The organism is Streptomyces sp. NPDC005811, from assembly GCF_040630405.1.
Taxonomy (GTDB): Bacteria; Actinomycetota; Actinomycetes; order Streptomycetales; family Streptomycetaceae; genus Streptomyces.
In genome coordinates this window covers 1-26,321 of the sequence record NZ_JBEXXK010000082.1, presented here as the reverse complement: position 1 = coordinate 26,321, position 26,321 = coordinate 1, and the positions used below count along the sequence as shown (strand labels likewise).

Sequence of the window (26,321 nt, the reverse complement as noted above, 5' to 3'; positions counted from 1 at the left end):
CCTCCGACCACTGCCACGCAGATTTCCAGTCGAAGCGCTTCGATGTTGCTGCGAGGTTAAGTGAACACCGGGGGGTGCACAAGGGTCGCTCCCAACATTCCTCCGAGGTATCGGAGGTGACCTGTTCTTATGTCCCGCTTGAAATAAGCGTGAGGTGCCCTTGACACCCGGCGGTGCGTCGAATGAGCATCGAAGCGCTTCGAAAGCGTCTCCCCGCTCCATCGCAAAGGGATCCCCACGTGACCGCACCCACGCCGCCCACGCCGCCTTTCCGCGATCCGCACCTGCCGTTCGCGAAGCGCATCGACGATCTGCTGGCGCGTCTCACCCCGGACGAGAAGGTCGCCTTCCTGCACCAGTTCGCACCCGCCGTGGAACGGCTCGGCATCGCCGCGTTCCGCACCGGCCAGGAGGCCCTGCACGGCGTGGCCTGGATGGGACCGGCGACGGTGTTCCCGCAGGCCGTCGGACTGGGCGCGACCTGGAACCCGGATCTCGTACGACGGGTCGGCGAGGCGGTGTCGAAGGAGGCCCGCGCGATGCGCGCCCGCGACGACCGCGTGGGCCTGAACGTCTGGTCCCCCACGGTCAACCTGCTGCGCCATCCGCTGTGGGGCCGCAACGAGGAGGGCTACTCCGAGGACCCGAAGCTGACCTCGGCCATCGCCACCGCGTACACGCGCGGTCTGCGCGGCGACCATCCGACGTACTGGCGCACGGCCCCGGTCCTCAAGCACTGGCTGGCCCACAACAACGAGACGGGCCGGGACGTCACCTCCTCCTCGGTCCGCCCGCGCGTGCTGCACGAATACGATCTGCGCGCCTTCAAGGAGACCGTCGAGGCGGGCGCGGTGGCCGGGGTGATGCCGGCCTACAACCTGGTCAACGGCCGCCCGAACCATGTCTCCCCGTATCTGCGCGAGCAGCTGCGCACCTGGACGGACGAGGAGCTGCTGGTCTGCTCGGACGCGGGCGCGCCCTCCAACCTGGTCGACTCCGAGCACTATTTCGACACCCACGAGGAGGCGACGGCGGCCGCCCTGCGGGCCGGCGTGGACAGCTTCACCGACCACGGCACCGACAGCTCGAAGATCGTCGCCCGGATCCGGGGGGCGCTGGAGCGTGGCCTGCTGTCGGAGGCGGACCTCGACACCGCGATCCGCCGTCAGCTCTCGGTGCGTCTCCGGCTGGGCGAGTTCGACCCGCTGCACGACCCGCACGCGGGCGCCGGGGAGTTCGACACCCCGGCCCATCGCGAGCTCGCCCGGGAGGCCGCCGAGCAGGCGATCGTCCTGCTGCGCAACGACGGGGTGCTGCCGCTGGCGGCGGACACCCGGATCGCGGTCGTGGGCCTGCTCGCCGACGAGTGCAAGCTCGACTGGTACAGCGGCACCCTGATCCACCGCTCCACCCCGCTCGAGGGGTTGTACGAGCGGTTCGGCGCGGAGCGCGTGGAGTTCGCGGAGGGCGTGGACCGTGTCCTGCTGAAGTCCTCCGCGGGCACGTTCCTGAAGGTCCCCGCCGCGCCCGAGGCCGCCGACGAGGTGCGCGGCGCCGAGGGCGCCCTGGACCCGGCGCTGCTCGCGGGCCGCACCGATCTGCCGCCGCTGACCGTGGACGGCACCGGCACGGAACTCGCGCTCGTCGACTGGGGCGAGGGGGTGCTGACCCTGCGCGCTCCCGACGGCCGGTATGTCTCGGTGGCCGAGGACGGCCTCCTGCGGGCCTCCGCCGACCAGCCGGGCGGCTGGATCGTGCAGGAGACGTTCCGGCTGGAACCCCACGCGAACGGTCACCTCCTCCGGCACCTGGGAACGGATCGCCCCGTGTGTGTCGCCGCCGACGGCGTCCGGGTTGCCGGGGACGGGGCCGGCTCCGGGAACGACGGCGAGGTCTTCGAGGTGGTCGTCGTCGAGCGCGGCGAGGACGCGGTGGCCCGGGTCGCGGAGCGGGCGGACGTCGTCGTGGTCGTGGCGGGCAACGACCCGCACCTGAACGGCCGTGAGACCGAGGACCGTACGACCCTGGCGCTGCCCGCCCACCAGGAGCGGATCCTGGCGGCCGCCCGGGCCTCGGGCGTGCGGACGGTGCTGGCGCTGGTGTCGGCGTACCCGTACGCGGTGGAGCCGGGCCGACTGGGCGCGGTGCTGTGGACGGCGCACGGCGGACAGGCCGGCGGCACCGCCCTCGCCCGGGTGCTGGCCGGTGACGTCTCCCCCGCCGGCCGGCTCCCCCAGACCTGGTACGCCGACGACGCCGATCTCCCCGAGCTGCTGGACTACGACGTGATCGGCTCCCGCCAGACCTATCTGTACTTCGAGGGCAGGCCGCTCTTCCCCTTCGGGCACGGGCTGTCGTACGCCTCCTTCTCCTACGCCGACCTGACGGTGGAGCTGGACGAGGCGCGGGCGCGGATCGGGTTCACCGTCACCAACACCGGGAACATGGCCGCCGACGAGGTCGCCCAGCTCTACACCCGGGCCGTGGACCCGTCGGTGACCCGGCCGCGCCGCGAGCTGCTCGACCACCGCCGGATCACGCTCGCGCCCGGTGCGACGGCGGCCGTGTCCTTCGACGTCCCGCTGTCCGCGTTCGCGTTCTGGGACGTGGCACGTCGTGGCCCGCGCGTGGAGCCGGGGCCGTACGACCTGCTGGTCGGCGGCTCCAGCGAGGACGTGCGGCTGCGCAGGACGATCGTGCTCGACGGCGAGGCGGCCGTCGCCCGTCCGGCCCTGCGCAGCGGTGTCCCGGCCGCCGACTTCGACGAGCAGAGCGGTACCGAGATCGTCGATCTGACCAGGGTGGCGGGCGACGCGGTGACGCCGGTCGGCGGGGGGTCGGGCGAACTGGTCTACCGGGCCTGCGACTTCGGGACCGGGACGACGGGGGTGACGGTGACGGTGGCCGGGGAGGGCACGGTCGAGGTGTCACTGGGCGGCGCGGGGTCCGGCGCGGTGCTGACCCTCGGGACGCCCACGCCGGGGCCGTACGACTACGTCACCCTGGAGGCGCCGTTCGCCGCCGACGGCGTGCACGATCTGCACCTCGGACTGCGCGGCCCGCTGCGGCTCGCGCACGTCGGCTTCTCCGGCTGAGGGTCCGGACCAGGCCGACGGCAGGAAGGGGTCCGGCACCGGAAGGCACCGGTGCCGGACCCCTTCGGGGAGCCGGAGCCGCTACAGCGCGAGGCCCGTCAGGACCAGGACGCGCTCGTAGGTGTAGTCGTCCATCGCGAACTTCACGCCCTCGCGGCCGACGCCGGACTGCTTGGCGCCGCCGTACGGCATCTGGTCGGCGCGGTAGGACGGGACGTCGCCGATCACGACGCCGCCGACCTCCAGCGCGCGGTGGGCGCGGAAGGCGGCCTGGAGGTCGTGGGTGAACACGCCCGCCTGGAGGCCGTACTTGGAGGAGTTGACCGCCGCGAAGGCCTCGGCCTCGCCGTCCACCCTGTGCACGGTGAGGACGGGTCCGAAGACCTCCTCGCAGGCGACCTTGGTGTCGGCCGGGACGTCGGTGAGGACGGTCGGCGCGTAGGAGGCGCCGTCCCGCTTGCCGCCGGCGAGCAGGGAGGCGCCCGCGGCGACGGCCTCGTCCACCCAGGTCTCCACCCGCTTGGCCGCGTCCTCGCTCACCAGCGGGCCGACGTCGGTCGTGGCGTCGGAGGGGTCGCCGGTGACCTGGGCCTCCACGGCCGCGACGATCCGCGGGAGGAGACGGTCGTACACGGAGGCGTCGGCGATGACCCGCTGCACCGAGATGCAGGACTGGCCGCCCTGGTAGTTGGAGAAGGTGGCGATCCGGGTCGCGGCCCAGTCCAGGTCGGCGTCGGACGCGAAGTCGCCGAGGACGACCGCGGCGCCGTTGCCGCCCAGCTCCAGGGTGCAGTGCTTGCGCGGCACCGAGTCCATGATCGCGTAACCGACGGTCTCGGAGCCGGTGAAGGAGATGACCGGCAGCCGCTCGTCCTGGACGAGGGCCGGCATGCGGTCGTTGGAGACCGGCAGGATCGACCAGGAGCCGGCCGGCAGGTCCGTCTCGGCCAGCAGATCACCGATGATCAGGCCGGACAGCGGGGTCGCGGGGGCCGGCTTGAGGATGATCGGCGCACCGGCCGCGATCGCCGGGGCGATCTTGTGGGCGCACAGGTTCAGCGGGAAGTTGAACGGCGCGATGCCGAGCACGACGCCCTTCGGGAAGCGGCGGGTGAGCGCGAGCCGGCCCTGGCCGCCGAGGTCCGTGTCGAGCCGCTGGGCCTCGCCGCTGTTGAAGCGCCGGGCCTCCTCGGCCGCGAACCGGAACACGGAGACGGCCCGGCCGACCTCGCCCCGGGCCCACTTGATCGGCTTGCCGTTCTCGGCGGAGATCAACTGCGCGATCTCCTCGGTGCGCTCGGCGAGCCGCTTGCTGACGTGGTCGAGGGCGGCGGCGCGGACGTGGGCGGGGGTGGCGGCGTACTCCTCGCGCACCGCGTACGCGGCGGCCACGGCCTCCTCGACCTGGGCGTCCGTCGGCACGCCGACCTTGGCGACGAGCCGTCCGTCCCACGGGGAGGTGACGTCGAAGGTGTCCTCGCCGAAGGCCTGGCGGCCGGCGAGCCAGAAGGCGTGGGTGGCAGTCATAGTGGCGTTACCGGCCCTTCCGCATGGGGGTGCGCTGTGTGCTGGGGTGTGCGTGGTCCACGGTAGGCGGGACGGGACGCGGGAGCGCTTGTCCGAGTCGTACGGGTGAGCGGCCGGCGCACTACGGTTTGGCGGGGTCGGGAAGGTGGGCGCGGCCGGGCCGCTCGGGCGGATCGGCACGCTCGGCGCAGTCGGGCCGGTCGGGACGGTCGGGCTGGTCGGGACGGTCAGGCCGGTCAGGCCGCTCGGCGGGGTCGGGACGCTCGGCGGGGTCGGGACGGTCAGGCCGGTCGGGACGGTCAGGGCGGTCGGGACGGTCGGGACGGTCGGGACGGTCGGGACGGTCGGGACGGTCGGGACGGTCGGGACGGTCGGGACGGTCGGCGGGGTCGGCGCAGTCGGGACGGTCGGCGCAGTCGGGACGCTCGGGCGGGTCGGGCCGGTCGGCGCAGTCGGGCCGGTCAGGCCGGGCGGCGGGGGCGGGCCGGTCAGGCCGGTCGGGACGCTCGGCGCAGTCGGGACGGTCAGGCCGGGCGGCGGGGGCGGGGCTGTCGGGGTGGGACGCCGCGGGCAGGAAGAGCCCGAGCGCGCCGAGCAGCACCGTGCACAGGCACCAGCTGGCGATCACGTCCAGGGGCCAGTGGTAGCCGTGCCGGACCAGCCCGTAGGAGACGGCGAGGACGAGCAGGGCGGCCGTGGCGACCGCCAGCCGCCGGGCCAGGGCCGTCAGCAGCCACGGCAGCAGGATCATCGCCGCGCTGCCGTAGGCGACGGCGGCCGTGGCCGTGTGCCCGGACGGGTAGTAGCCGGTGGCGGGCGGCACGGCGGGCGTGCCGGGGCGCGCGGTCCACTCCTTCAGGGGGACGACGATCAGCGGCACCAGCGTCAGCAGGACGAGGGCGGCGACGGGCGGCAGCCACCAGCGCGGCCGGCCCTCCCACTGTCCGTGCAGGGCCACGTACACCGCCACCAGCACCAGGACGGGCACCGCCACCTGCACGTTCCCCAGATCGGACAGCAGCTCGGAGAAGCGGTCCGGGTGGCGCAGGGCGCCGCTGAGCCGGGCGTCGAGGGCGAGGAGGGGGCCGTCGGCGATCACCTGCCAGGTGATCAGGGCGAGGAGCAGGGCGGGGAGCGCGAGGAGGGAGACCTGCCGGCCGGGGACCCGCTGCGGGGCGGGGGCGGGTGCCGCGGGACTGACGTCCTCGGTCTGCTGCTGGGGGCTGGTGGCCATGGGGTACAGCCTCTCAGCACGCACTGCTGCGGACTGCGAAACGCTGCGGCGACCGGCGGGAAGGAGGTCGGCCACCCCGGAACAGGGGGGATGGTTCCGGGGTGGCCGTCCGGATCGGGGTGTCGCCGCCCCGGGGGGTTTGGGGCGGGCGACCGTCCGACCGGTGAGGAGATTCGGAGCCAGGGGCTCCTGTTGTGTGCGCGAGGGCACGACCAGGTCGAAGCTGGGGAGGCCCCGGCCTGGGGTTCGCCCGCAGTCACCTGCGGGCGGGTGTATCTCTCATCTGGGTAGAACGTACGGCAGTGACGGACGGTACGACAGCCGCTTGCGCGACCCGCCATGCTCCCCGCACACCTTCTTCACACGGCCTGCCGCCCTGGGGAACGGCTGTGCGTCAGAGGCCGGCCAGGCCCTGCTCGATGATGTCGAGGCCCTCGTTCAGCAGGTCCTCGCCGATGACCAGCGGAGGCAGGAAGCGCAGCACGTTGCCGTAGGTGCCGCAGGTCAGCACCAGCAGGCCCTCCTGGTGGCAGGCCTTGGCGAGGGCGCCCGTGGCCTCGGGGTTCGGCTCCTTCGTGGTCCGGTCCTTGACCAGCTCGATGGCGATCATCGCGCCGCGGCCGCGGATGTCACCGATGACCTCGTACTTCTCGGCCATGGCCGACAGCCGGGCCTTCATCGTCGCCTCGATCGCCTTCGCCCGGGCGTTGAGGTCGAGCTCCTTCATCGTCTCGATGGAGCCGAGCGCGCCCGCGCAGGCGACCGGGTTGCCGCCGTAGGTGCCGCCCAGGCCGCCCGCGTGCGCGGCGTCCATGATCTCGGCGCGGCCGGTGACGGCGGCGAGCGGCAGACCGCCCGCGATGCCCTTGGCGGTGGTGATCAGGTCCGGGACGATGCCCTCGTCCTCGCAGGCGAACCACTGGCCGGTGCGGCAGAAGCCGGACTGGATCTCGTCGGCGACGAAGACGATGCCGTTGTCGGCGGCGAACTGCCGGATCGCCGGCAGGAAGCCCTTCGCGGGCTCGATGAAGCCGCCCTCACCGAGGACGGGCTCGATGATGATCGCGGCCACGTTGTCCGGGCCGACCTGCTTGGTGATCTGGTCGATGGCCTGCGCGGCGGCCTCCGGACCGGCGTTCTCCGGGCCGGTCGGCCAGCGGTAGCCGTAGGCGACGGGGACGCGGTAGACCTCGGGCGCGAAGGGGCCGAAGCCGTGCTTGTACGGCATGTTCTTCGCCGTCAGCGCCATGGTGAGGTTGGTGCGGCCGTGGTAGCCGTGGTCGAAGACGACGACCGCCTGGCGCTTGGTGTAGGCGCGGGCGATCTTGACGGCGTTCTCGACGGCCTCGGCGCCGCTGTTGAAGAGGGCCGACTTCTTGGCGTGGTCGCCGGGGGTCAGCTCGGCCAGCGCCTCGGCGACCTCCACGTAACCCTCGTACGGGGTCACCATGAAACAGGTGTGGGTGAAGTCGGCGAGCTGCGCGGACGCGCGGCGTACGACGGCCTCGGCGGAGGCGCCGACGCTGGTCACGGCGATGCCGGAGCCGAAGTCGATCAGGCGGTTGCCGTCGACGTCCTCGATGATGCCGCCGCCCGCGCGGGCCGTGAAGACCGGCAGCACGGAGCCGACGCCCTGAGCGACCGCGGCGAGGCGGCGGGACTGCAGCTCCTGCGACTTCGGGCCGGGGATGGCGGTGACGATCCGGCGCTCCTGCGGAAGGGCGGTCATGACGGCTCCTGGGGGTTTTCACGCACGCGGTGCGCGGACGCTGTCCTTCTTCTGTTTCCTTTCTCGCAGGCTAGGGCGGGGAACGGGGGGTCGGCATGCTCCATGTGGGCGTTGTCGGCGGGGCCCGTTGTCCGCCGTGGACAGTGACGGCTCGGCGGCGATCCGTGCGGCCCGGCCCCGTATGCGGTGAACTCCCCTTGCGGGGGCGTTAGATTGACCGCTGATGGTGGACGGAGCGGCTGGTCAGGGGGCAAGGGCGATGGACAGCGACGGGATGCGGGACGCGCGCGGTACGCATGCGAATCCTGTGCCGCGCCCGGCGGGGCCTCCGGCGGTGCCGCCGCGACCCGCGGCCCCGCCGCCCGCGTCGGCCGTGGGGAGCTGGCTCGACGAGCCCCGGCCGGCCGCGAAGCCCGGCATCTGGCGGTTCGGGTACCGGCCGCCGAAGGGCGAGCGGGCGGTGGAGCGGCTGGCGCCGGTGACGGTGATCGGGATGCTGGTCCCGCTGGTGGTGGCGCTGGTGCTGTGGTCGCTGTGGCGGCGCGGCAGCCTGCCGTACCAGTTCACGCTGCTGCGGCTGTTCACGCCGGGCGACTGGTGGTGGGGCGGCACGATCGCCTCGCCGAAGACCAATGAGGGCGCCGAGGCCCGGGTGGTCTACGACGGCGTCTTCTTCGCGGTCCTCCTGTTCTCCATGGGCCGGCTGGGCGGCTGGTCGCAGGCGCTGGGGCACTTCGTGGGCCGCCGTCCGCAGCCCGTCCGCGCCCTGCTCGCCCTGCTGTGCGCGCTGGCCTCCCTCAGCTTCGTGTTCCCCGGCGCGTTCGGGGTCGGCTGGGACGCGCTGCCGGTCGTCGACCCTCTGTTCTCGCTGATCGTCCTGGTCAGCGGGAGCTACGAGCTGTTCGCCTCCGTCCTCTTCACGGACACCCTGTACACGGCCATCACCCTGCTGGTGGTGTGGCCGTTCGCCCGGGCCGGCGGCTGGCTGCCGTATCTGAAGGAACGACTCGCCGCGCGCCGTGACCCGAAGACCGCCGCGCCCGCCGTCGTCCGGCCCCCCGCCCAGTGGCCCGAGCTGCGGGACGCCGGGCAGGTCGAGGCCGCCGAGCTGCTGACCGGTGAGGTGGCCGCCGGACGGATGAACGACGTGGACTGCGCGCGGGTGCGGCGGGCGTGGACGGTGGGGCTGCCGGAGTTCCGGGAGACCGTGCTGCGGCAGGGCGGGGCCGCCTGGGTCCACCCCTCCGGCGCCCGCGACCTGCCCCGCCGCGCCGCCCGCCACGACCTGCTCGCCGGCCAGGTGCGCATCGGCCGCTGGGTGGCCGCCGAGCGCGCCCCGGCCGCCTACCACGACGCGGGCGCCGCGCTCGGCCCGGACGTGCTGGGCACCTCGCTGCTCGCGATCGGCCCGTCCGGCTCCGGCAAGACCCGCACCCTGGTCGAGCCGCTGACGGAGGCCCTGGCGCTCCAGGCGCTGACCGGCGGCTGCGCGGTGGTCGCGGTCTCCTCCCCCGGCGGCGGCCCGCTCGGCGCCGACTCCTCCTACGACGTGATCGTCCGGATCGGCGACCCGTCCTCCGTGCACGACCTGGACCCCTACGCCGAGTCCGACGACCCCGACGAGGCGGCCGGGATCCTCGCCGAGGCGCTGGTCGGCGACCTGGACACGGTGGGCGGCCAGAGCGCGGCGACCGCGCTCGCCCAGCTGCTGGGCCCCTACCGGGCCGCGCACGGCCGCTTCCCGGCCCTGGCCGACCTGCGCGAACTCCTGGAGGGCGAGCCGGGCGCGCTGGGCGCGCTGCGGGAGGCGGTGGCCGGGGACGAGGTGATGCGCCGGGAGCTGGAGGCGCGGATCCGCCAGACGGGGACACCGGGCGACCCGGGCCGCGCCCTGGCCGACCGGCTCGCGCTGCTCAACCGGCCGGTGTTCGCCGGGTTCTTCGGCGGCGGGGGCGACGACGGCCACCGCGCGTTCTCGCTGCGCGCGGTCGCCCACCATCCGCTGCGGGTCCGCGTCGACCTGCCCGAGCGGGGCCACGAGGAGGCGGGCCGGCTGATCACCCGGCTGCTCCTCGCCCAGTTCCAGGCCGTCGTACGGGAGGGGCGGCGGGCGCACTTCGCCTGTCTGGTCCTGGACGACGCGACCGGCACGGTGACCGCCGACGCGGTGCGCCGGATCCAGCGGCTGCGCTCGCAGAACGCGGGCGTGGTCCTCGCCCTGCGCTCGGTGGCGGACGTGCCGGAGGCGCTGCACGGGCCGCTGTACGGGGCGGTGGGGTGCCGGATGGCGTTCTCCGGGATCACCACCTGGGACGGCGGCCGGTTCGCGCAGACCTGGGGCACCGAGTGGGTGGAGACCACGGAGGTCGCCAAGCACACCGTCTTCGCCGACCAGCCGATGACCCGGGCCATCCACGCCCTGCGCAAGCTGGTGACCGGCAAGGCGGTGACCACGGACGCGGTGACCGTGCGCCAGGTCGAGCGGGAGCGCTGGTCGGCGTCCCAGCTGGCGCACGAGGTGCCGCCGGGTCACGCGGTGCTGTCCCTGACGGGCGTCGGCGGCGAGCACACACCTCCGCTGCTGGTGGACCTGAGGGGCTGAAGGGGCGTACGGGGGACCGTACGGTGAGGCAGAATCGGCACAGGCCCTTCATACGGAGCGGCCAAGGACCACCCCTCAGCCTCTCCCCCGTCCCCAGCTGTCTGAAGGCCCCATGCCTCCCACGCTCGCCCAGCTCGTCCACCACTCCGCGCTGAAGCTCACCGTGCGGGCGGGCGGGGACCGTCTGGACGTGCCGGTGCGCTGGGCCCATGTCAGCGAGCTCGCGGACCCCGTGCCGTACATGGAGGGCGGGGAGCTGCTGCTGATCACCGCGCTGAAGCTGGACGCGGAGGACCCCGAGGCCATGCGGCGCTATGTGAAGCGCCTGGCCGGGGCCGGGGTGGTCGGGCTCGGCTTCGCGGTCGGCGTCAACTACGACGAGGTGCCCAAGGCGCTCGTGGACGCGGCCGAGGAGGAGGGCCTGCCCTTGCTGGAGGTGCCGCGCCGTACCCCGTTCCTCGCGATCAGCAAGGCGGTGTCGGCGGCCATCGCGGCCGATCAGTACCGGGCGGTGACGGCCGGGTTCGCCGCCCAGCGGGAGCTGACGAAACAGGCGCTGACGGACGGCCCGGAGGGTCTGCTGACCGCGCTCGCCGCGCAGGTCGACGGCTGGGCGGCGCTCTACGACGCCTCGGGCGCCGTCGTCGCGGCCGCCCCGGAGTGGGCGGGCCGGCGGGCCGCGCGGCTCACGGCGGACGTGGAGCGGCTGCGGGAGCGCCCGGCGCCCGCCTCGGCGGTGGTCGGCGGAGCCGGTCCGGCCGAGGGCGGCGAGAGCGCCGAGAACACCGACCGGGTCGAGCTGCACACCCTGGGCTCCGGCCGCCGGCCGCGCGCCGCGCTCGCCGTCGGCACGGCGGCCGCCCTCGGCACCGCCGAGCGCTACGCCGTCCACTCGGCGATCGCCCTGCTCACCCTCGCCACGGAACGCTCCCGCTCCCTCCAGGCGGCCGAGCAGCGGATCGGTACGGCGGTGCTGCGGATGCTCCTGGCGGGCGAGCCGGACCACGCCCGGGCGGTCGCCGGCGAGCTGTACGGCGCGCTGCTGGACGCCCCGTTCCGGGTGATCGTGGCGGAACCCGGGCCGGCCGGGGCCGAGACGGACGGGGACGCGCTGGGCGGCCTGACCGAGGTGGTCGAGTCCGCCGCCGCCCGGTCCGGCGAGGCCGTCCTGGTGGTGCCCGAGGGCGAGCGGCTGGTGGTGCTGGCGGCGGACGGGGGCGGCGCGGTCGCGGCGGTCGACCGGTGCGCGGCGGCCCTGGAGGCGGCCCGCGCCGACGGCGGGGAACGCACGGACGAGGAACTGGTCGTCGGTCTGTCGGCGCCCGCGGGTCCGATCGCGGCCGCAGCGGCGTACCGGCAGGCCGAGCAGGCGCTGTCGGTGGCCCGGCGCCGGGGCCGGGTCCTCGTCGAGCACGAGCAGCTGGCGGCGGGTTCGGTGCTGCCGCTGCTCGCGGACGACGCGGTGAAGGCGTTCGCGGACGGTCTGCTGCGGGCGCTGCGCGAGCACGACGCGACCGGCCGCGGCGACCTCGTGGCCTCCCTGCGCGCCTGGCTGTCCCGGCACGGGCAGTGGGACGCGGCGGCGGCCGACCTGGGGGTGCACCGGCATACGCTGCGCTACCGGATGCGGCGGGTCGAGGAGATCCTCGGGCGTTCCCTGGACGATCCGGATGTACGGATGGAGCTGTGGCTGGCGTTGAAGGCGACGGCGCCGGAGTGAGAAACGGGTGCGCAGCACCGCCAAGGGGCGCGGGGAACCGCGCGACCAGCCACAGCGGCGCAGCGGCCGACCGACGACGGATCGCGGCACACGTCTAGTCGGCCAAGCCGGCGGCCGCCTCGTGCATGGCGAGTTCCAGCAAGGCCGGATCCGTCAGCGTTCCCGTGCCGTCCGGGGGGATCAGCCAGCGGACGGTGCCGGAGGAGTGGGCGGGGTGGGGGACGACGATCCAGGTGCCGGCGCCGGCCGTGCGGATGCCGGTGCCGAGCCAGTTCGCGGCCGTGCCGGGCGGTACGAAGAAGCCCATGCGGTCGTCCCCGAAGTCGACCAGCACCGGTCCGGGCCGGTCGAGGATGCGGGTGAGCACGTCGAGCGTGGGATAGCCGAGTACGCCCGGCAGGATGAGCACGTCCCAGGCCCTGCCCGCCGGCAGCAGCGCGACCCCCAGGGGGCCCCGCTCCCACTCCCAGCGGCAGGCCTCGGGATCCGGTGCGACGGATGCCAGCCACTCGGCCGCCGACTTCGCCCCAGCCATGAGAGGACCTCCCTCTGTCGTCGACGCGGTCGCGTCACGAGGGAGAGGGAGGTTCCGGCCCGGCATTACGCGGGTTCTCGCCACCCGTTGGAGTGAACCAGGTCACAGCGGCCGGGGGGCGGGGTCAGCTGTCGAAGCCGAGGCCCAGCCGGTCCATGGTCCGCAGCCACAGGTTGCGCCGCCCGCCGTGCGCGTCGGCCCGGGCCAGTGACCACTTGGTGAGGGCGATGCCGGTCCAGGCGAACGGTTCGGGCGGGAACGGCAGCGGCTTCCTGCGGACCATCTCCAGCCGGGTCCGCTCGGTGTCCTCCCCGGCCAGGAGGTCCAGCATCACCTCGGCGCCGAAGCGGGTGGCGCCGACGCCCAGGCCCGTGTACCCGGCGGCGTAGGCGACCTTCCCGTGGTGGGCCGTGCCGAAGAACGCGGAGAAGCGGGAGCAGGTGTCGATCGCGCCGCCCCAGGCGTGGGTGAAGCGGACGCCCTCCAGCTGCGGGAAGCAGGTGAAGAAGTGGCCGGCGAGCTTGGCGTACGTCTCCGGCCGGTCGTCGTACTCGGCGCGCACCCGGCCGCCGTACGGGTAGATCGCGTCGTACCCGCCCCACAGGATCCGGTTGTCGGCGGACAGCCGGAAGTAGTGGAACTGGTTGGCGGAATCACCGAGGCCCTGCCGGTTCTTCCAGCCGATCGCGCCGAGCTGCTCGGGGGTGAGCGGCTCGGTCATCAGGGCGTAGTCGTAGACGGGGACGGTGTACGCCCGCACCCGCTTGACCAGGCTCGGGAAGATGTTGGTGCCGAGGGCGACCTGCCGGGCCCGGATCCGGCCGTAGGGCGTGCGGACGGTCATCCCGGCGCCGTACGGCTTCAGGTCCAGCGCGGGGGTGTGCTCGTGGACGCGGACCCCGAGCCGGACGCACGCCTGCTTCAGGCCCCAGGCCAGCTTGGCGGGGTGGAGCATGGCCACGCCCCGCCGGTCGTACAGGCCCGCCTCGAAGGTGGGCGAGGCGACCTGTTCACGGACCTGGTCGGCGTCGAGGAACTCCAGGCCCTCGGCGAGGCCCTTGCGTTCGAGTTCCTCGTACCAGTCGCGCAGTTCCCACGCCTGGTACGTCTCGGTGGCCACGTCGATCTCGCCGGTGCGCTCGAAGTCGCAGTCGATGCCGTGCCGGGCGATGGCCGCCTCGATCTCGTCGAGGTTGCGCGCGCCCAGTTCCTGGAGGGTGCGGATCTCGTCGGGCCAGCGGGCGAGCCCGTTGGGCAGCCCGTGGGTGAGGGAGGCCGCGCAGAAGCCTCCGTTGCGGCCCGAGGCGGCCCAGCCCACCTCGCGGCCCTCCAGCAGCACCACGTCCCGGCGTGGATCGCGCTCCTTGGCGACGAGCGCGGTCCACAGTCCGCTGTAGCCGCCGCCGACGACCAGCAGGTCGCAGCTGTCGGCGCCGGTGAGCGCGGGTTCGGGGTGGGGCTTGCCGGGGTCTTCCAGCCAGTACGGCGACGGCTGGGCGTCGGAAAGAGAAGTGATCCACCGGTTCATGGCGCTTGGGGCCATGATTTCAACTCCCTCTATGCCTTCTGTTTGTTGCGGCGGTTGCCGATGACCATCGAGGTCAGGACGAGCAGGACGGCGATCAGGAACATGGCCGTACCGATGACGTTGATCTGGACGGGCGTGCCGCGCTGTGCCGAACCCCAGACGAACATGGGGAAGGTGACGGTCGAGCCCGCGTTGAAGTTGGTGATGATGAAATCGTCGAAGGAGAGCGCGAAGGCGAGCATCGCGCCGGCGGCGATGCCGGGGGCCGCGATGGGCAGGGTGACCCGCAGGAAGGTCTGCGCCGGCCCCGCGTACAGGTCCTGGGCGGCCTGTTCGAGGCGCGGGTCCATGGACAGCACGCGGGCCTTGACGGCGACCACGACGAAGCTGAGGCAGAACATGATGTGCGCGATCAGGATCGTGTAGAAGCCCAGCTGCGCGCCCAGGTTGAGGAAGAGGGTGAGCAGCGAGGCGGCCATGACGACCTCGGGCATCGCCATCGGCAGGAAGATCAGCGAGTTGACGGAGCCCCGCGCGCGGAAGCGGTAGCGGACCAGCGCGAAGGCGATCATCGTGCCGAGCAGGGTGGCGCCGATGGTCGCCCAGATCGCGATCTGGAGGCTGATCGACAGCGAGTTGCACATCCCCGCGACACCGCAGGGGTCCTTCCAGGCGTCGAGGGAGAACTGCTGCCACTCGTAGTTGAAGCGTCCCTTCGGCTTGTTGAAGGAGAACACCGTGACGACGACGTTGGGCAGCAGGAGATAGCCGAGGGTCAGCAGTCCCGCGATGACGACGAGATGGCGCTTGAGCCAGTTGAGGACAGACATTTAGACGAGATCCTCCGTCCCGGCCCGGCGGATGTAGAGGGTGACCATGAGGAGGATCGCGGCCATCAGGATGAAGGAGAGGGCCGCCGCCGTCGGATAGTCCAGCACGCGCAGGAACTGCGTCTGGATCACGTTGCCGATCATGCGGGTGTCGGTGGAGCCGAGGAGTTCGGCGTTGACGTAGTCACCGGCCGCCGGGATGAAGGTGAGCAGCGTGCCGGAGACGACTCCGGGCATCGACAGCGGGAAGGTCACCTTGCGGAAGGTGGTGAGCGGGGTGGCGTACAGGTCGCCGGCCGCCTCGTGCAGCCGTCCGTCGATGCGCTCCAGGGAGGTGTAGAGCGGCAGGATCATGAACGGCAGGAAGTTGTACGTCAGTCCGCACACCACGGCGAGCGGGGTGGCGAGGACTCTGTCGCCGGAGGTCCAGCCCAGCCAGTCGGTGACGTCCAGGACGTGCACGGTGTTGAGGAACGACACGACCGGGCCGCTGTCGGCGAGGATCGTCTTCCAGGCGAGGGTGCGGATCAGGAAGCTGGTGAAGAACGGCGCGATCACCAGGATCATGATCAGGTTCCGCCAGCGTCCGGCACGGAAGGCGATCAGGTAGGCCAGCGGGTAGCCGAGGACCAGGCACAGGACCGTCGCGGCGGTCGCGTAGAGGACCGAGCGGAGGAACTGCGGCCAGTACTCGCTCAGCGCGTCCCAGTAGGTCGCCAGGTGCCAGGTGACCTTGTAGCCCTCCTCCAGGGAGCCCGTCTGCACGGACGTGGAGGCCTGGTAGATCATCGGCAGCGCGAAGAACACGACCAGCCAGAGCAGGCCGGGCAGCAGCAGCCAGTACGGGGTCAGCCGGCCCCGCTTGCGCGGCGGCTTCTTCTGGGGTGCCGGGGTCGGCGGCGAGACGGGCGGGGGCGGCGGGGGTGCCTCGGTCAGTGTGGCCATCTCAGACCGCCGCCTGTTCGTCGATGCCGGCGTCGATGTCCTGGGCGGCGTCCAGTCCGAAGGTGTGGCCGGGGCTCCAGTGCAGGACGACGTCGGCGCCGGGGACGAGACGGGCGTCGCGGTCGATGTTCTGGGCGTAGACCTCGAACTCGGGGCAGACCGTGCTGTCGATGACGTACTGGGTGGAGACGCCGATGAACGAGGAGTGGGCGATCTTCCCGGTGATGCGGTTGCGGCCCTCGGGGATCTCGCCCGCGTCGTCGGCGTGGGTGAGGGAGATCTTCTCCGGGCGGACGCCGACCAGGACCTTGCCACCCGCGGTCGTGGGCGCCGAACAGCGCGCCTCGGGCAGGACGAGCTTGCCGCCGCCCGCCCGCAGCACGATGTCGTCGCCGCTCTTGGTGTCGACCTCGGCCTCGATGAGGTTGGAGGTGCCGAGGAAGTTGGCGACGAACGTGGTCTGCGGGTTCTCGTAGAGGTCGGTGGGCGAGCCGAGCTGCTCGACGCGGCCCGCGTTCATCACGGCGACCGTGTCGGCCATCGTCATGGCCTCCTCCTGGTCGTGCGTGACGTGCACGAAGGTGATGCCGACCTCGGTCTGGATGCGCTTGAGCTCCAGCTGCATCTGGCGGCGCAGCTTGAGGTCGAGGGCGCCGAGGGGCTCGTCGAGGAGGAGCACCTTGGGGTGGTTGATGAGGGCGCGGGCGACGGCGACGCGCTGCTGCTGGCCGCCGGAGAGCTGATGGGGCTTCTTGCGGGCCTGCTCGCCGAGCTGGACCAGTTCCAGCATGTCCTCGACCTGCTTCTTCACGGACTTGATGCCGCGCCGGCGCAGGCCGAAGGCGACGTTCTCGAAGATGTCGAGGTGCGGGAAGAGGGCGTAGGACTGGAAGACGGTGTTCACCGGGCGCTTGTACGGCGGCAGGGCGGTGACGTCCTGGTCGCCGAGGTGGACGGTGCCGCTGGTGGGCTCCTCCAGGCCGGCGATCATGCGCAGGGTGGTGGTCTTGCCGCAGCCGGAGGCGCCGAGCAGGGCGAAGAACGAGCCCTGCGGGACGGTCAGGTCGAGCGGGTGCACGGCGGTGAAGGCGCCGTAGGTCTTGCCGATGCCGGAGAGGCGGACATCGCCGCTGCTGTCCTTTGTCATGATCGTCACGCCCCTGTGAGCTTCGCGAACTTCTGCTGGTAGGCCGTCTCTTCCTTCGAGCTCAGGGAGCGGAAGGCGTGGGACTTGGCCTGCGTGGCCTTGTCCGGGAGGATCAGCGGGTTCTCCGCCGCCGACTTGTCGATCCTGGCGAGGTAGGGCTTCACGTCCGCGACCGGACTGACGTAGTTGATGTACGCGGCGAGTTCGGCGGCCGGCTCGGGCTCGTAGTAGTAGTCGATGAGCCGCTCGGCGTTCGTCTTGTGGCGCGCCTTGTTGGGGATCAGCATGTTGTCGGTGGACGTCATGTAGCCGCTGTCCGGGAGGACGTAGTCGACGTCCGGGTTGTCGGCCTGGAGCTGCACGATGTCGCCGCCCCAGGCGACACAGGCCGCGAGGTCGCCCTTGCTGAGGTCGGACGTGTAGTCGTTGCCGGTGAAGCGGCGGATCTGGCCCTTGTCGACGGCCTTCTGGAGCCGGGCGATGACCGCGTCGTAGTCGTCGTCGGTGAACTTCGCCGGGTCCAGGCCCATGTCGAGCATGGTCATGCCCACGGTGTCGCGCATCTCGGTCAGCAGGCCGACCCGGCCCTTGAGCGCCGGGTTGTCGAGCAGGTCGGAGACCGACTTCACCTCGACGCCGTCGAGCGCCTTCTTGTTGAACGCGACGACCGTCGAGATGCCCTGCCAGGGGTAGGAGTAGGCGCGGCCCGGGTCCCAGTCGGGGCTCCTGAACTGCTCCGAGAGGTTGGCGAAGGCGTGCGGCAGGTGGGAGGCGTCCAGTTTCTGGACGTACCCGAGCCGGATCATGCGGGCGGCCAGCCAGTCGGTGAGGACGATGAGATCGCGTCCGGTGTCCTGGCCGGCGGCGAGCTGCGGCTGGATCTTGCCGAAGAACTCGTCGTTGTCGTTGATGTCCTCGGTGTACTTGACCGAGATGCCGGTCCGTTTGCGGAACGCGTCCAGCGTCGGATGGCGCTTCCCGCTGTCGTCGACGTCGATGTACTCGGGCCAGTTGGAGAAGTTGACGACCTTCTCCTGCGCGGAGTGGTCGTCTGCGGACACGCCGCCCTGGCTCTTGCCGGCCGCGGGGATGCCGCAGGCGCTCAGCGCCCCGGCGCCGCCCAACGCGAGCGCGCCGCCCATCAGCGACCGGCGGGTCATGGCTAGCCGGCCACTGCGGAGACTGCGCCGCACGGCGGCCAGTTCGACCGGGGTCGGGCGATCGGGCTCGTACTGCCTCATGCGCTTGATGCCCTTTCGGGAAGCCGGCCGCGGTGAGCGGCCGGGGCTGTGACTATCGGTCCCCGAAGATCGTGCGGTGCCAGGGCTTCCGGGCCACCGCCGTGTTATCGAACATAACGTGCTTGATCTGTGTGTACTCGTCGAACGAATACGCTGACATGTCCTTGCCGAAGCCGGAGGCCTTGTAGCCGCCGTGGGGCATCTCGCTGATGATCGGGATGTGGTCGTTGATCCACACGCACCCGGCCTGGATCTCGCGTGTCGCCCGGTTGGCCCGGAAGACGTCCCGGGTCCACGCGGAGGAGGCGAGCCCGTACGGGGTGTCGTTGGCCAGCCGGATGCCCTCGTCGTCGGTGTCGAACGGCAGGACGACCAGCACCGGGCCGAAGATCTCGGACTGGACGACCTCGCTGTCCTGGGCGGCGTCCGCGACGAGCGTGGGACGGTAGTACGCGCCGTCCTTCAGCTCCCCCCGGTCGCCGTGCGGGGCCTCGCCTCCGGTCACCACGCGTGCGTAGGCGCGTGCCCGCTCCACGATCGCGGCGACGCGGTCGCGCTGGACGTGGGAGACGAGCGGGCCGATGTCCGTGCCGGCCGCGAACGGGTCGCCGACCCGGACGTCCGCCATGAGGGCGGCGGTGGCCTCGACGAACGCCTCGTAGAGGGGCCGCTGCACGTACGCGCGCGTGGCGGCCGTGCAGTCCTGCCCGGTGTTGATCAGCGCGCCCGCCACGGCGCCGTGCACGGCGGCTTCCAGATCCGCGTCGTCGAAGACCACGAAGGGGGCCTTGCCGCCCAGCTCCAGGTGGAGGCGCTTGACGGTGGCCGTGGCGATCTCGGCGACGCGCCTGCCGACGGCGGTGGAGCCGGTGAAGGAGGTCATGGCCACGTCGGGGTGGCCCACGAGGTGCTCGCCGGCCTCCTTGCCCGTCCCCGTGACGATGTTGATCACCCCGTCGGGGATACCGGCGTCGGTCGCCGCCTGCGCGAAGAGCAGCGAGGTCAGCGGGGTCAGCTCGGCGGGCTTCAGGACGATCGTGTTGCCCGCGGCGATCGCCGGGAGGATCTTCCAGGCGGCCATCTGGAGGGGGTAGTTCCAGGGCGCGATGGAGCCGACGACACCGATGGGCTCACGGCGGACGTACGAGGTGTGGTCGCCGGAGTACTCCCCGGCGGCCTGGCCCTGGAGATGACGGGCGGCGCCCGCGAAGAAGGCCGTGTTGTCGATCGTCCCCGGCACGTCGAACTCGCGCGTCAGCTTCAGCGGCTTGCCGCACTGGAGGGACTCGGCGCGGGCGAAGTCCTCGGCGCGGTCGGCGAGGACGGCGGCGAGGCGGTGCAGCGCGTCGGAGCGCTCGCCGGGCGTGGCGCCCGACCAGCCGGGGAAGGCCGCGCGGGCGGCGGCGACGGCCGCGTCCACGTCGGCTGCGGACGCCAGCTCGTACGTGTACACCTCCTCGCCGGTGGCCGGGTCGGTCACGGCGTGGGTGCGGCCCGAGGTGCCCCGGGTGAAGCGGCCCGCGATGTACTGAGCGCCGTCCGCGAAACGTTTCCGCGCGGGAAACCTGTCGGTGGTGTCCGGGGTGGCGGTGCCCGGGTTCTGCATGTCGCTCTCCTCCGCCTTCGCCCCGCCTTGCGCGGGGGCCGGTGGCGTAGCTCCAGCCTGATTTGAGTGCCGATCCTGACAGAGCAATGACACTCCAACAAGTGATTCCGTTGTTGCCTTTTGGTTACGCGACGGAATCTGTCGACCAGGTGTCGAGTCGGGACGGAAAAGGCAGGACGCAGTGTCAGTGGTGCCTGCCATGCTGGCGTGCATGGAGACGATCGATGGTCTGGACACCCTGGTCAGGGAGGTCCGGGCGGGGGCCAGGATCAAGTACCTGCACTTCTGGGGACACCGGCCGCGCCCGGACGGCCGACTGGGTTCGAGCTGTCTGAGCCAGTGGTGGCCGTCACCGTTCGTGGTGGACGGGGTCGCCTATGCGACGGCCGAGCACTGGATGATGGCGGAGAAGGCCCGTCTGTTCGGCGACGCGGAGGCGGAGCGCCGGGCGCTCGCCGCCGCGCACCCCTCCCAGGCGAAGAAGGCGGGCCGGCTGGTGCGCGGCTTCGACGAGGAGACCTGGCAGCGGGAGCGGTTCCGGATCGTCGTCGAGGGCAGCGTGCACAAGTTCGGCTCCGCCCCCGAGCTGACCGGTTTCCTCCTCGGCACCGGCGACCGCGTCCTCGTCGAGGCGAGCCCCGTGGACCGCGTCTGGGGCATAGGCCTGGCGGCCGACGACGAGGCGGCGGCCGACCCGCAGCGCTGGCGGGGGCCGAATCTGCTGGGCTTCGCGCTGATGGCGGCGCGGGAGCGGCTGCGGGAGGGGTGAGGAGCCGGGTGGCCCGCGGCAGGTGGGGGCGGCCCTAGCCGGGGATCATGAAGACCAGGGTGCCCAGGCCCGCTCCGAGGATGACGCCCGCGATGCCCAGGATGATCCCGGCCAGGGCCTGGCCCGGGTTGGTGGCCTCGCCCCGGCTCGCCTTCCGGCGGCCGATCGCGCCGAAGACCACGCCCAGGACACCGACCACGATCGCCGCCGGCCACAGACAGAAGAGCACGGCCGAGGCGATGCCCAGCACCATCGCGGTGACACCGATCCCGTTGCTCTCGACGGGCGGCATGCCGGGCCAGTGGTAGCCGGTCTGGGCCGGGAGGGGGTAGCCGTAGGCCCCGGGGTGGCCGTACGGCATCCGGCCGGGGCCGTCCGGGGAGATCGGCGGCGGGGGCACCGCCCCGGTGGGGACGAGGGGCGGCGCGAAGGGGTGGGGCGGCGGACCGGCCGCCAGCGTCGCCGGATCCGGCGGCGGGAAGGCTCCGAACGCACCGTGCGGCTGGGGGGCGACGGGGGCGGCCCAGGGCTGCGGGGCGGCGCCGCTCACCGGGGTGGAGAGGGGCGAGGGGTCGGGGGCGGAGCCCTCCGCCAGGGGCACGTCGTCCGGCCGCACCTCGTCCGGCCGCACCTCGTCCGACGGCGCACCGCCGGCACCCGCACGGTCCGACGGCGTCGCGTCCGCCCCGGTCCCCTGCGGCGCCTTGTCCAGCGGCACCCCGGGCGTCACGTCCACGGGAGCGGCCGGCTCGGCGGGGGCAGGTGCGGGCCAGGTGCCGCGACCGGCGTCACCGGCCGGAGTCGGCGCGTCGTCGGACATGCACGAGGTCCCCTCTGTCGAACGTTCCGTCATGCTACGGCCCGAGCCACAGCGCCGAGGGCCCGGCCGAAAAGCCCGCAGGCCCCCGCACCGGCCGCGCCGTCCCGTGACCGCCCTCGCCTACGATGATCCGGAGTCACCGATCAGCCGATCACCCGCGTCCCGTCCGGCCCCTCCCATGGCCGGGGACGCCGTCCCAGGGGAGGACCCCTTGACCGACCGCCTCGACGCCTCCGCCGCAGCCGCCGCGTCCGGCACGCCCGCCGGCCCCACCGCGCACGCCGGGTCCCGCGATCTGCACGCGTTCATCGCCGGGCTGCCCAAGGCCGAGCTGCACGTCCACCACGTCGGCTCCGCCTCCCCCCGGATCGTCGCCGAGCTGGCCGCCCGGCACCCCGACTCCCAGGTGCCCACCGACCCCGAGGCGCTGGCCGACTACTTCACCTTCACGGACTTCGCGCACTTCATCGACGTGTACCTGTCGGTCGTGGACCTCATCCGCACCCCGGAGGACGTCCGGCTGCTGACGTACGAGGTGGCCCGGGACCTGGCCCGCCAGCAGGTGCGGTACGCCGAGCTGACCATCACGCCGTACTCCTCGACCCGGCGCGGCATCGACGAGCGGGCCTTCATGGACGCGATCGAGGACGCCCGCAAGGCCGCCGAGGCGGAGTTCGGGACCGTGCTGCGGTGGTGCTTCGACATCCCCGGCGAGGCGGGGCTCGAGTCCGCCGAGGTGACCGCGCGGCTGGCCACCGACGACCGGCTGCGGCCGGATGGGCTGATCTCCTTCGGTCTCGGCGGGCCCGAGATCGGCGTACCGCGCCCGCAGTTCAAGCCCTACTTCGACCGGGCGATCGCCGCGGGCCTGAGGTCCGTGCCGCACGCCGGTGAGACGACCGGTCCGGAGACCGTGTGGGACGCGCTCACCCATCTGCGCGCCGAGCGCATCGGGCACGGCACCAGCTCGGCCCGGGACGAGAAGCTCCTCGCGCATCTCGCCGAGCACCGCATCGCGCTGGAGGTGTGCCCCACCTCCAACATCGCCACGCGCGCGGTCCGCACCCTCGACGAGCACCCGATCAAGGAGTTCGTGCAGGCGGGCGTGCTGGTCACGATCAACTCCGACGACCCGCCGATGTTCGGCACCGACCTGAACAACGAGTACGCGGTCGCCGCCCGGCTCCTCGGCCTCGACGAGCGGGGCGTGGCGGACCTCGCGAAGAACGCGGTCGAGGCGTCCTTCCTGGACGCGCCCGGCAAGGCGCGGATCGACGCCGAGATCGACACGTACACCGCCGCGTGGCTGTCCGCCTGAACCGGCGGCATCCGCCCCGGACACAATGGGCCCATGCAGACGCTGACTGCCGTGGCCCATCGCGGCGCCCCCTACCGCTTCCGTGAGAACACGCTCGACTCACTGCGTTCCGCGCTCGCCCTGGGCGCGGACGCCGTCGAGTTCGACGTACGCCTCACCAGGGACGGTGTGCCCGTGCTGTTGCACGACGAGACGCTGAAGCGGCTGTGGGGGGCGGACCGGCCGCTGCGATCGCTGTCGGCGGCCGAGGTGCGCGGGCTGACGGACGGCGGGGTGCCCACCCTCGCGGAGGCGCTCGCGGCGACCGGGGACGGCCGGGTGATGATCGATCTGCCGGGGACCCGGGACGTACGGCAGGCGCGGCGGGTCGTGGACGCCGTGCGCGAGGCGGGGGCGGCCGACCGCGCCTACTACTGCGCGGGCGCCGAGGAGATGCTCGCCGTCCGCGCGGCCGACCCGGCCGCCGAGATCGCCCTGACCCGCACCAGCCTGGCGCCCACGCGCCCGGTCCTGCTCGACGCGGTCAAGCCCCGCTGGCTGAACTACCGGTTCTCCCTGGTCGACCGGGCCCTGGCGGACCGGGTCCACCGGGGCGGCCATCTGTTGTCCGTGTGGACCCCGGACACCCGCCGCTCGATGCGCCGGCTGATCGCCCTGGGCGTCGACTCGATCACCACCAACCGCATCGACGTGCTGACCGGCCTCCGGGACGCCCGTCAGCCCCTCGCGTAGGCCGACGGCGGCGCGATCGCCTGGGCGTCGGCGCCCTCGCCCACCCAGAGCCGGATCAGCAGCGCCGCCGTCGCCTCCAGCAGCTGGGCCCGGTCGAGGCCGCCGGCGTCCAGCGGCGCACAGCCCAGGTCGCGCACGAGACGCCGTACGACGGACAGGGCCGCCTCGTCGTCCCCGCACAGCGGGACCGCGAGGGGGCGGCCGTCGAAGACGGGCGGGGTCAGACGCCAGACGCCGACGTGGCAGAGGTTGAACCCCTTCACCACGTGCGCGTCCGGCGCGGCGGCCGCGATGCGTTCGGCGGCCGCCGGGCCGCCCGCGGTGAGCAGGCCGAAGTCGGGGCCCACCGGGTTGGTGCAGTCGATCAGCACCCGGCCGCGCAGCACGCCGGCGAGCCCGCCGACCACGTCCACCACGGCCGCGTAGGGCACGGCGAGCAGAACGGCGTCCGTGCCGTGCTCGGCCGCCCGGCGCAGGCCCCCCGAACGACCGCCGGTCAGCACGTCGTGCCCGGCCCGCCTCCACTGCGTGCCGAGGGCGTCCGCCATACCGCCCGTGCCGAGAATTCCCACGCGCATGAAGCCTCCTTCGGTGCGAGCCACTGCCGGTGCAGGGATCCGGCACGACGGTAGGGAGCCGTTCGGGCACCATGCGGTGCGTGACCGCCGACCAGGACTTCCTCGCCGACTGCCGGACCCGGCTCGCCTTCGACCTCGTCGCCCACACCTGGGACCCGGTGGTGATCCGGGCCCTCAAGGACGCCCCGCGGCGCCCCGTCGACCTGCTCGCGCAGATCGGCGGCGTCCGCCAGAAGGTGCTGACCGAGACCCTGCGCCGGCTGGAGTTCAACGGGCTGGTGGCGCGGCGCTCCTACGGCGGGTCGCCGCCCCGGGTCGAGTACGCGCTCACCGCCCTGGGGCGGACGCTGCTCGCGCCGATCGAGGCGTTCGGTGTCTGGGCCCGTGACCACGGTGACGAGGTGCTGGACGCGCAGGACCGCTACACCGAGACGCGTGAGGCCTGAGGGACCGTCGCCGGGTCGGCCGGGGTGTCCCGGGTGAGGTACTGCGGGACCGGGGTGTCGTCGCCGCCGGTGTCGCGGACCAGCCCGTAGCGCCCCGCGCCCCCGGGCGGGCCGGTGAGGACGTCCTTCTCCACGGCGTCCCAGGTGCTGGGGAAGACGCTCACCCCGTAGTCGGCGCCGCGCTCGTTCACGGTGAGGGTGACGCTGCCGTCGACGTAGAAGTACTCGTTCTGCCACATCTGCTGGGTGCCGGCGGGCAGGACGGCGTAGCCGGTGGCGGCGCTGCCCATGCCGGTGGCGGTGGGGTCGGTGGCGCTCGTCGGGTCGTCCATGCGGCGGCCGCCGCCCGAGGCCACGTGGAACAGCCTGCCCTTCAGGCCCGTCCAGGCGGGCGGGACCAGGCTGCCGGCCCGGTACTGCGGCGAGATCTGCCAGCGCACCAGGACATAGCCCTGGCCGGTGAGGGTGACCGCGTCGCCGCGGTGGTTCATGACGGCGTGGGCGCCGCCGGTGCTGGTGACGCCGGACGCGGGCCGGTGCGGCAGGGCGCCGGGCGGGCTGCCGGGGTCCGGCGCGGTGTCCACGGCGTCGACGACACTGCCGTACCCCGTCTTCTTCGCCGTCTTCTTCTCCGTCACGGAGGGGGACGGGGAGGGTGAGGGGGACGCCGACGGTGAGGCGGACGGGCTGGCCGCGGCGGGCGGCGGTGCGGCGGCGGTGCTCGCCGCCGTGGGGGCGGTGGCGGTGCGCGGGGGCGGGTCGTCGGGTGTCTGTACGGCGACGTAGACGCCGCCCGCCGCGAGGGTGGCGCCGGCCGTCATCGCGACGGCGGGCTTGGTCAGCGCGCCCAGCACCTTCGCGGACCAGCCGACGGAGGCGGAGCCCGCCGCGGCGGCCGCGGTCTTGCCGCCGAGGGCGAGGGAGAGCGTGAAGCCGACCGGGACGGGGACCAGGGCGATGCCGACCAGCAGCCGTTCCGCCGGGACGACGCTCTCGGGGGTGTCCCCGCAGTAGCCGCAGCCCCGGATGTGGCGGGCGAGCCGTTTGCGCCAGACGGAGTCGGGGCGGCCGTTCCAGCGGGCGGTGAGCTCGCGCAGGTCGGGGCAGGCGCCGTCGAGGGCGCGCACGATGCCCCGGGAGACCTCCAGGCGTTCCTTCACCCGCTGGACGCGCACGGCGGCGTGCTGCCGGCTGATGCCGACGGCGGCGGCGAGTTCACGGCGGGTGAGTTCACCGGCGACCTCCAGCCACCACAGGGACAGCAGCTGCCGGTCCTCGCCGTCCAGCCAGCGCACCGCCTCCGCGACCTCGCGCCGCTGGCCCTCCAACTGGAGCCTGAGCACGGTGAGTTCGGCGAAGTCGGCGGCGCCTTCGGGGGCCGTGCTCTCGTCGAGGCGGGTGGCGGTCCTGCGGCGCGCCCGGTCGCGGATCTGGCGCATGGCGATGGCCACCAGCCAGGAGCGGAAGCTGTCGGGGTCGCGCAGGGAGCCGAGGTTGCCGACGGCGCGCAGCATGGTCTCCTGGACGACGTCGTCGACGTCGGCGTGGCCGTTCAGGGCCCGGCCGACGATGTTGTAGACCAGCGGCAGCCAGCCCGCGACCAGGTCGTCGAGCGCCTGCCGGTCGCCGGCCTGCGCGGCGGCGATGGTGGCCCGCCAGTGCCGCCCGGCCTCGGCGCCGGCGTCGGCGTACGTCCTCATGCCCGCACCCTCTCAGCCGGGACCCCGCTGTTGGCAATGTCGGAGATCACACCCGAGGGGACGGCCGGACCGGCCGGGGGATAACAGTTTTTCGCCACCCGTAGGGGGCGACCCCGACAACTCCCCTAGCCAGTCATCCCGAGGCCTTTCGGCCTCACCCCGGGGCCGGGAAAATGGGGCGGGGTGCCCGTCCGGAGGACGTCGTTTTTGCTTGGTGCG

19 protein-coding genes and 2 pseudogenes are annotated in these 26,321 nt (G+C 73.0%); 7 read left to right on the top strand and 14 right to left on the bottom strand.

Going from position 1 to position 26,321, the window contains the following annotated elements; all coding sequences use genetic code 11:
- Positions 1 to 239: 239 nt before the first annotated feature.
- Positions 240 to 3,095, top strand: coding sequence for a glycoside hydrolase family 3 C-terminal domain-containing protein (locus ABZ490_RS48340; protein WP_359006041.1), 2,856 nt, complete (start codon positions 240 to 242; stop codon positions 3,093 to 3,095).
- Positions 3,096 to 3,176: 81 nt separating this feature from the next.
- On the opposite strand, the gene ABZ490_RS48335 is transcribed toward ABZ490_RS48340, so the two are convergent.
- The 4 genes and pseudogenes from ABZ490_RS48335 to gabT all read right to left on the bottom strand — a co-directional run bounded on the left by ABZ490_RS48335 (position 3,177) and on the right by gabT (position 7,585).
- Positions 3,177 to 4,622 carry an aldehyde dehydrogenase family protein gene (locus tag ABZ490_RS48335; RefSeq protein ID WP_359006039.1) on the bottom strand — a complete coding sequence of 482 codons (1,446 nt, stop codon included), beginning with the start codon at positions 4,620 to 4,622 and terminating at the stop codon, positions 3,177 to 3,179.
- Positions 4,623 to 5,214: 592 nt separating this feature from the next.
- Positions 5,215 to 5,856, bottom strand: a pseudogene (locus ABZ490_RS48330) (phosphatase PAP2 family protein); the annotation flags it as partial.
- A gap of 68 nt (positions 5,857 to 5,924) precedes the next feature.
- Positions 5,925 to 6,112, bottom strand: a pseudogene (locus ABZ490_RS48325) (phosphoesterase); the annotation flags it as partial.
- A gap of 138 nt (positions 6,113 to 6,250) precedes the next feature.
- Positions 6,251 to 7,585: a 4-aminobutyrate--2-oxoglutarate transaminase gene (gene gabT / locus ABZ490_RS48320; protein ID WP_067257590.1), complete on the bottom strand. Its 1,335-nt coding sequence runs from the start codon at positions 7,583 to 7,585 to the stop codon at positions 6,251 to 6,253.
- A gap of 259 nt (positions 7,586 to 7,844) precedes the next feature.
- On the opposite strand from gabT, the gene ABZ490_RS48315 reads away from it, so the two are divergent.
- Positions 7,845 to 10,187 carry an ATP/GTP-binding protein gene (locus ABZ490_RS48315; RefSeq protein WP_359006035.1) on the top strand — a complete coding sequence of 781 codons (2,343 nt, stop codon included), beginning with the start codon at positions 7,845 to 7,847 and terminating at the stop codon, positions 10,185 to 10,187.
- A 112-nt stretch (positions 10,188 to 10,299) separates the two neighbouring features.
- Positions 10,300 to 11,907 carry a PucR family transcriptional regulator gene (locus tag ABZ490_RS48310; RefSeq protein ID WP_359006032.1) on the top strand — a complete coding sequence of 536 codons (1,608 nt, stop codon included), beginning with the start codon at positions 10,300 to 10,302 and terminating at the stop codon, positions 11,905 to 11,907.
- Positions 11,908 to 12,001: 94 nt separating this feature from the next.
- Here ABZ490_RS48310 and ABZ490_RS48305 read toward each other — a convergent pair whose 3' ends face one another.
- The 7 genes from ABZ490_RS48305 to ABZ490_RS48275 all read right to left on the bottom strand — a co-directional run bounded on the left by ABZ490_RS48305 (position 12,002) and on the right by ABZ490_RS48275 (position 19,739).
- Entirely contained in the window at positions 12,002 to 12,442 is a 441-nt protein-coding gene (locus tag ABZ490_RS48305; RefSeq protein WP_359006030.1) for a hypothetical protein, read from the bottom strand.
- Positions 12,443 to 12,566: 124 nt separating this feature from the next.
- Positions 12,567 to 13,985 carry an FAD-dependent oxidoreductase gene (locus tag ABZ490_RS48300; RefSeq protein ID WP_359006027.1) on the bottom strand — a complete coding sequence of 473 codons (1,419 nt, stop codon included), beginning with the start codon at positions 13,983 to 13,985 and terminating at the stop codon, positions 12,567 to 12,569.
- A 14-nt stretch (positions 13,986 to 13,999) separates the two neighbouring features.
- Positions 14,000 to 14,800, bottom strand: coding sequence for an ABC transporter permease (locus ABZ490_RS48295; protein WP_359006024.1), 801 nt, complete (start codon positions 14,798 to 14,800; stop codon positions 14,000 to 14,002).
- Positions 14,801 to 15,745, bottom strand: coding sequence for an ABC transporter permease (locus tag ABZ490_RS48290; protein WP_359006021.1), 945 nt, complete (start codon positions 15,743 to 15,745; stop codon positions 14,801 to 14,803). It abuts the gene before it with no gap.
- Position 15,746: 1 nt separating this feature from the next.
- A complete protein-coding gene (locus tag ABZ490_RS48285) occupies positions 15,747 to 16,892 on the bottom strand; it encodes an ABC transporter ATP-binding protein (protein ID WP_359006081.1) in 1,146 nt (381 codons plus the stop codon).
- Positions 16,893 to 16,897: 5 nt separating this feature from the next.
- Positions 16,898 to 18,133, bottom strand: coding sequence for a spermidine/putrescine ABC transporter substrate-binding protein (locus ABZ490_RS48280; protein ID WP_359006018.1), 1,236 nt, complete (start codon positions 18,131 to 18,133; stop codon positions 16,898 to 16,900).
- A gap of 52 nt (positions 18,134 to 18,185) precedes the next feature.
- Positions 18,186 to 19,739 carry a gamma-aminobutyraldehyde dehydrogenase gene (locus ABZ490_RS48275; protein WP_359006015.1) on the bottom strand — a complete coding sequence of 518 codons (1,554 nt, stop codon included), beginning with the start codon at positions 19,737 to 19,739 and terminating at the stop codon, positions 18,186 to 18,188.
- Positions 19,740 to 19,950: 211 nt separating this feature from the next.
- On the opposite strand from ABZ490_RS48275, the gene ABZ490_RS48270 reads away from it, so the two are divergent.
- Positions 19,951 to 20,508 (top strand): NADAR family protein, encoded by a 558-nt coding sequence (locus ABZ490_RS48270; protein WP_359006012.1) that lies wholly within the window; start codon positions 19,951 to 19,953, stop codon positions 20,506 to 20,508.
- A gap of 34 nt (positions 20,509 to 20,542) precedes the next feature.
- On the opposite strand, the gene ABZ490_RS48265 is transcribed toward ABZ490_RS48270, so the two are convergent.
- Positions 20,543 to 21,328: a DUF4190 domain-containing protein gene (locus ABZ490_RS48265; protein ID WP_359006009.1), complete on the bottom strand. Its 786-nt coding sequence runs from the start codon at positions 21,326 to 21,328 to the stop codon at positions 20,543 to 20,545.
- Positions 21,329 to 21,506: 178 nt separating this feature from the next.
- Between ABZ490_RS48265 and ABZ490_RS48260 the strand changes: the two genes are divergently transcribed.
- Positions 21,507 to 22,646 (top strand): adenosine deaminase, encoded by a 1,140-nt coding sequence (locus ABZ490_RS48260; RefSeq protein WP_359006006.1) that lies wholly within the window; start codon positions 21,507 to 21,509, stop codon positions 22,644 to 22,646.
- A 33-nt stretch (positions 22,647 to 22,679) separates the two neighbouring features.
- Positions 22,680 to 23,378 carry a glycerophosphodiester phosphodiesterase gene (locus ABZ490_RS48255; RefSeq protein WP_359006003.1) on the top strand — a complete coding sequence of 233 codons (699 nt, stop codon included), beginning with the start codon at positions 22,680 to 22,682 and terminating at the stop codon, positions 23,376 to 23,378.
- On the opposite strand, the gene ABZ490_RS48250 is transcribed toward ABZ490_RS48255, so the two are convergent.
- Positions 23,363 to 23,956 carry an NADP oxidoreductase gene (locus ABZ490_RS48250; protein ID WP_359006000.1) on the bottom strand — a complete coding sequence of 198 codons (594 nt, stop codon included), beginning with the start codon at positions 23,954 to 23,956 and terminating at the stop codon, positions 23,363 to 23,365. The genes ABZ490_RS48255 and ABZ490_RS48250 overlap by 16 nt on opposite strands.
- 80 nt (positions 23,957 to 24,036) lie before the next feature.
- Here ABZ490_RS48250 and ABZ490_RS48245 point away from each other — a divergent pair, with 80 nt between their 5' ends.
- Positions 24,037 to 24,402, top strand: a complete 366-nt coding sequence (locus ABZ490_RS48245) for a helix-turn-helix domain-containing protein (RefSeq protein WP_359005997.1) — start codon at positions 24,037 to 24,039, stop codon at positions 24,400 to 24,402.
- Here the strand turns inward: ABZ490_RS48245 and ABZ490_RS48240 are convergent.
- Entirely contained in the window at positions 24,378 to 26,102 is a 1,725-nt protein-coding gene (locus tag ABZ490_RS48240; RefSeq protein ID WP_359005994.1) for a sigma-70 family RNA polymerase sigma factor, read from the bottom strand. The two genes, ABZ490_RS48245 and ABZ490_RS48240, sit on opposite strands and share 25 nt — an antisense overlap.
- Between the last annotated feature and the right edge of the window lie 219 nt (positions 26,103 to 26,321).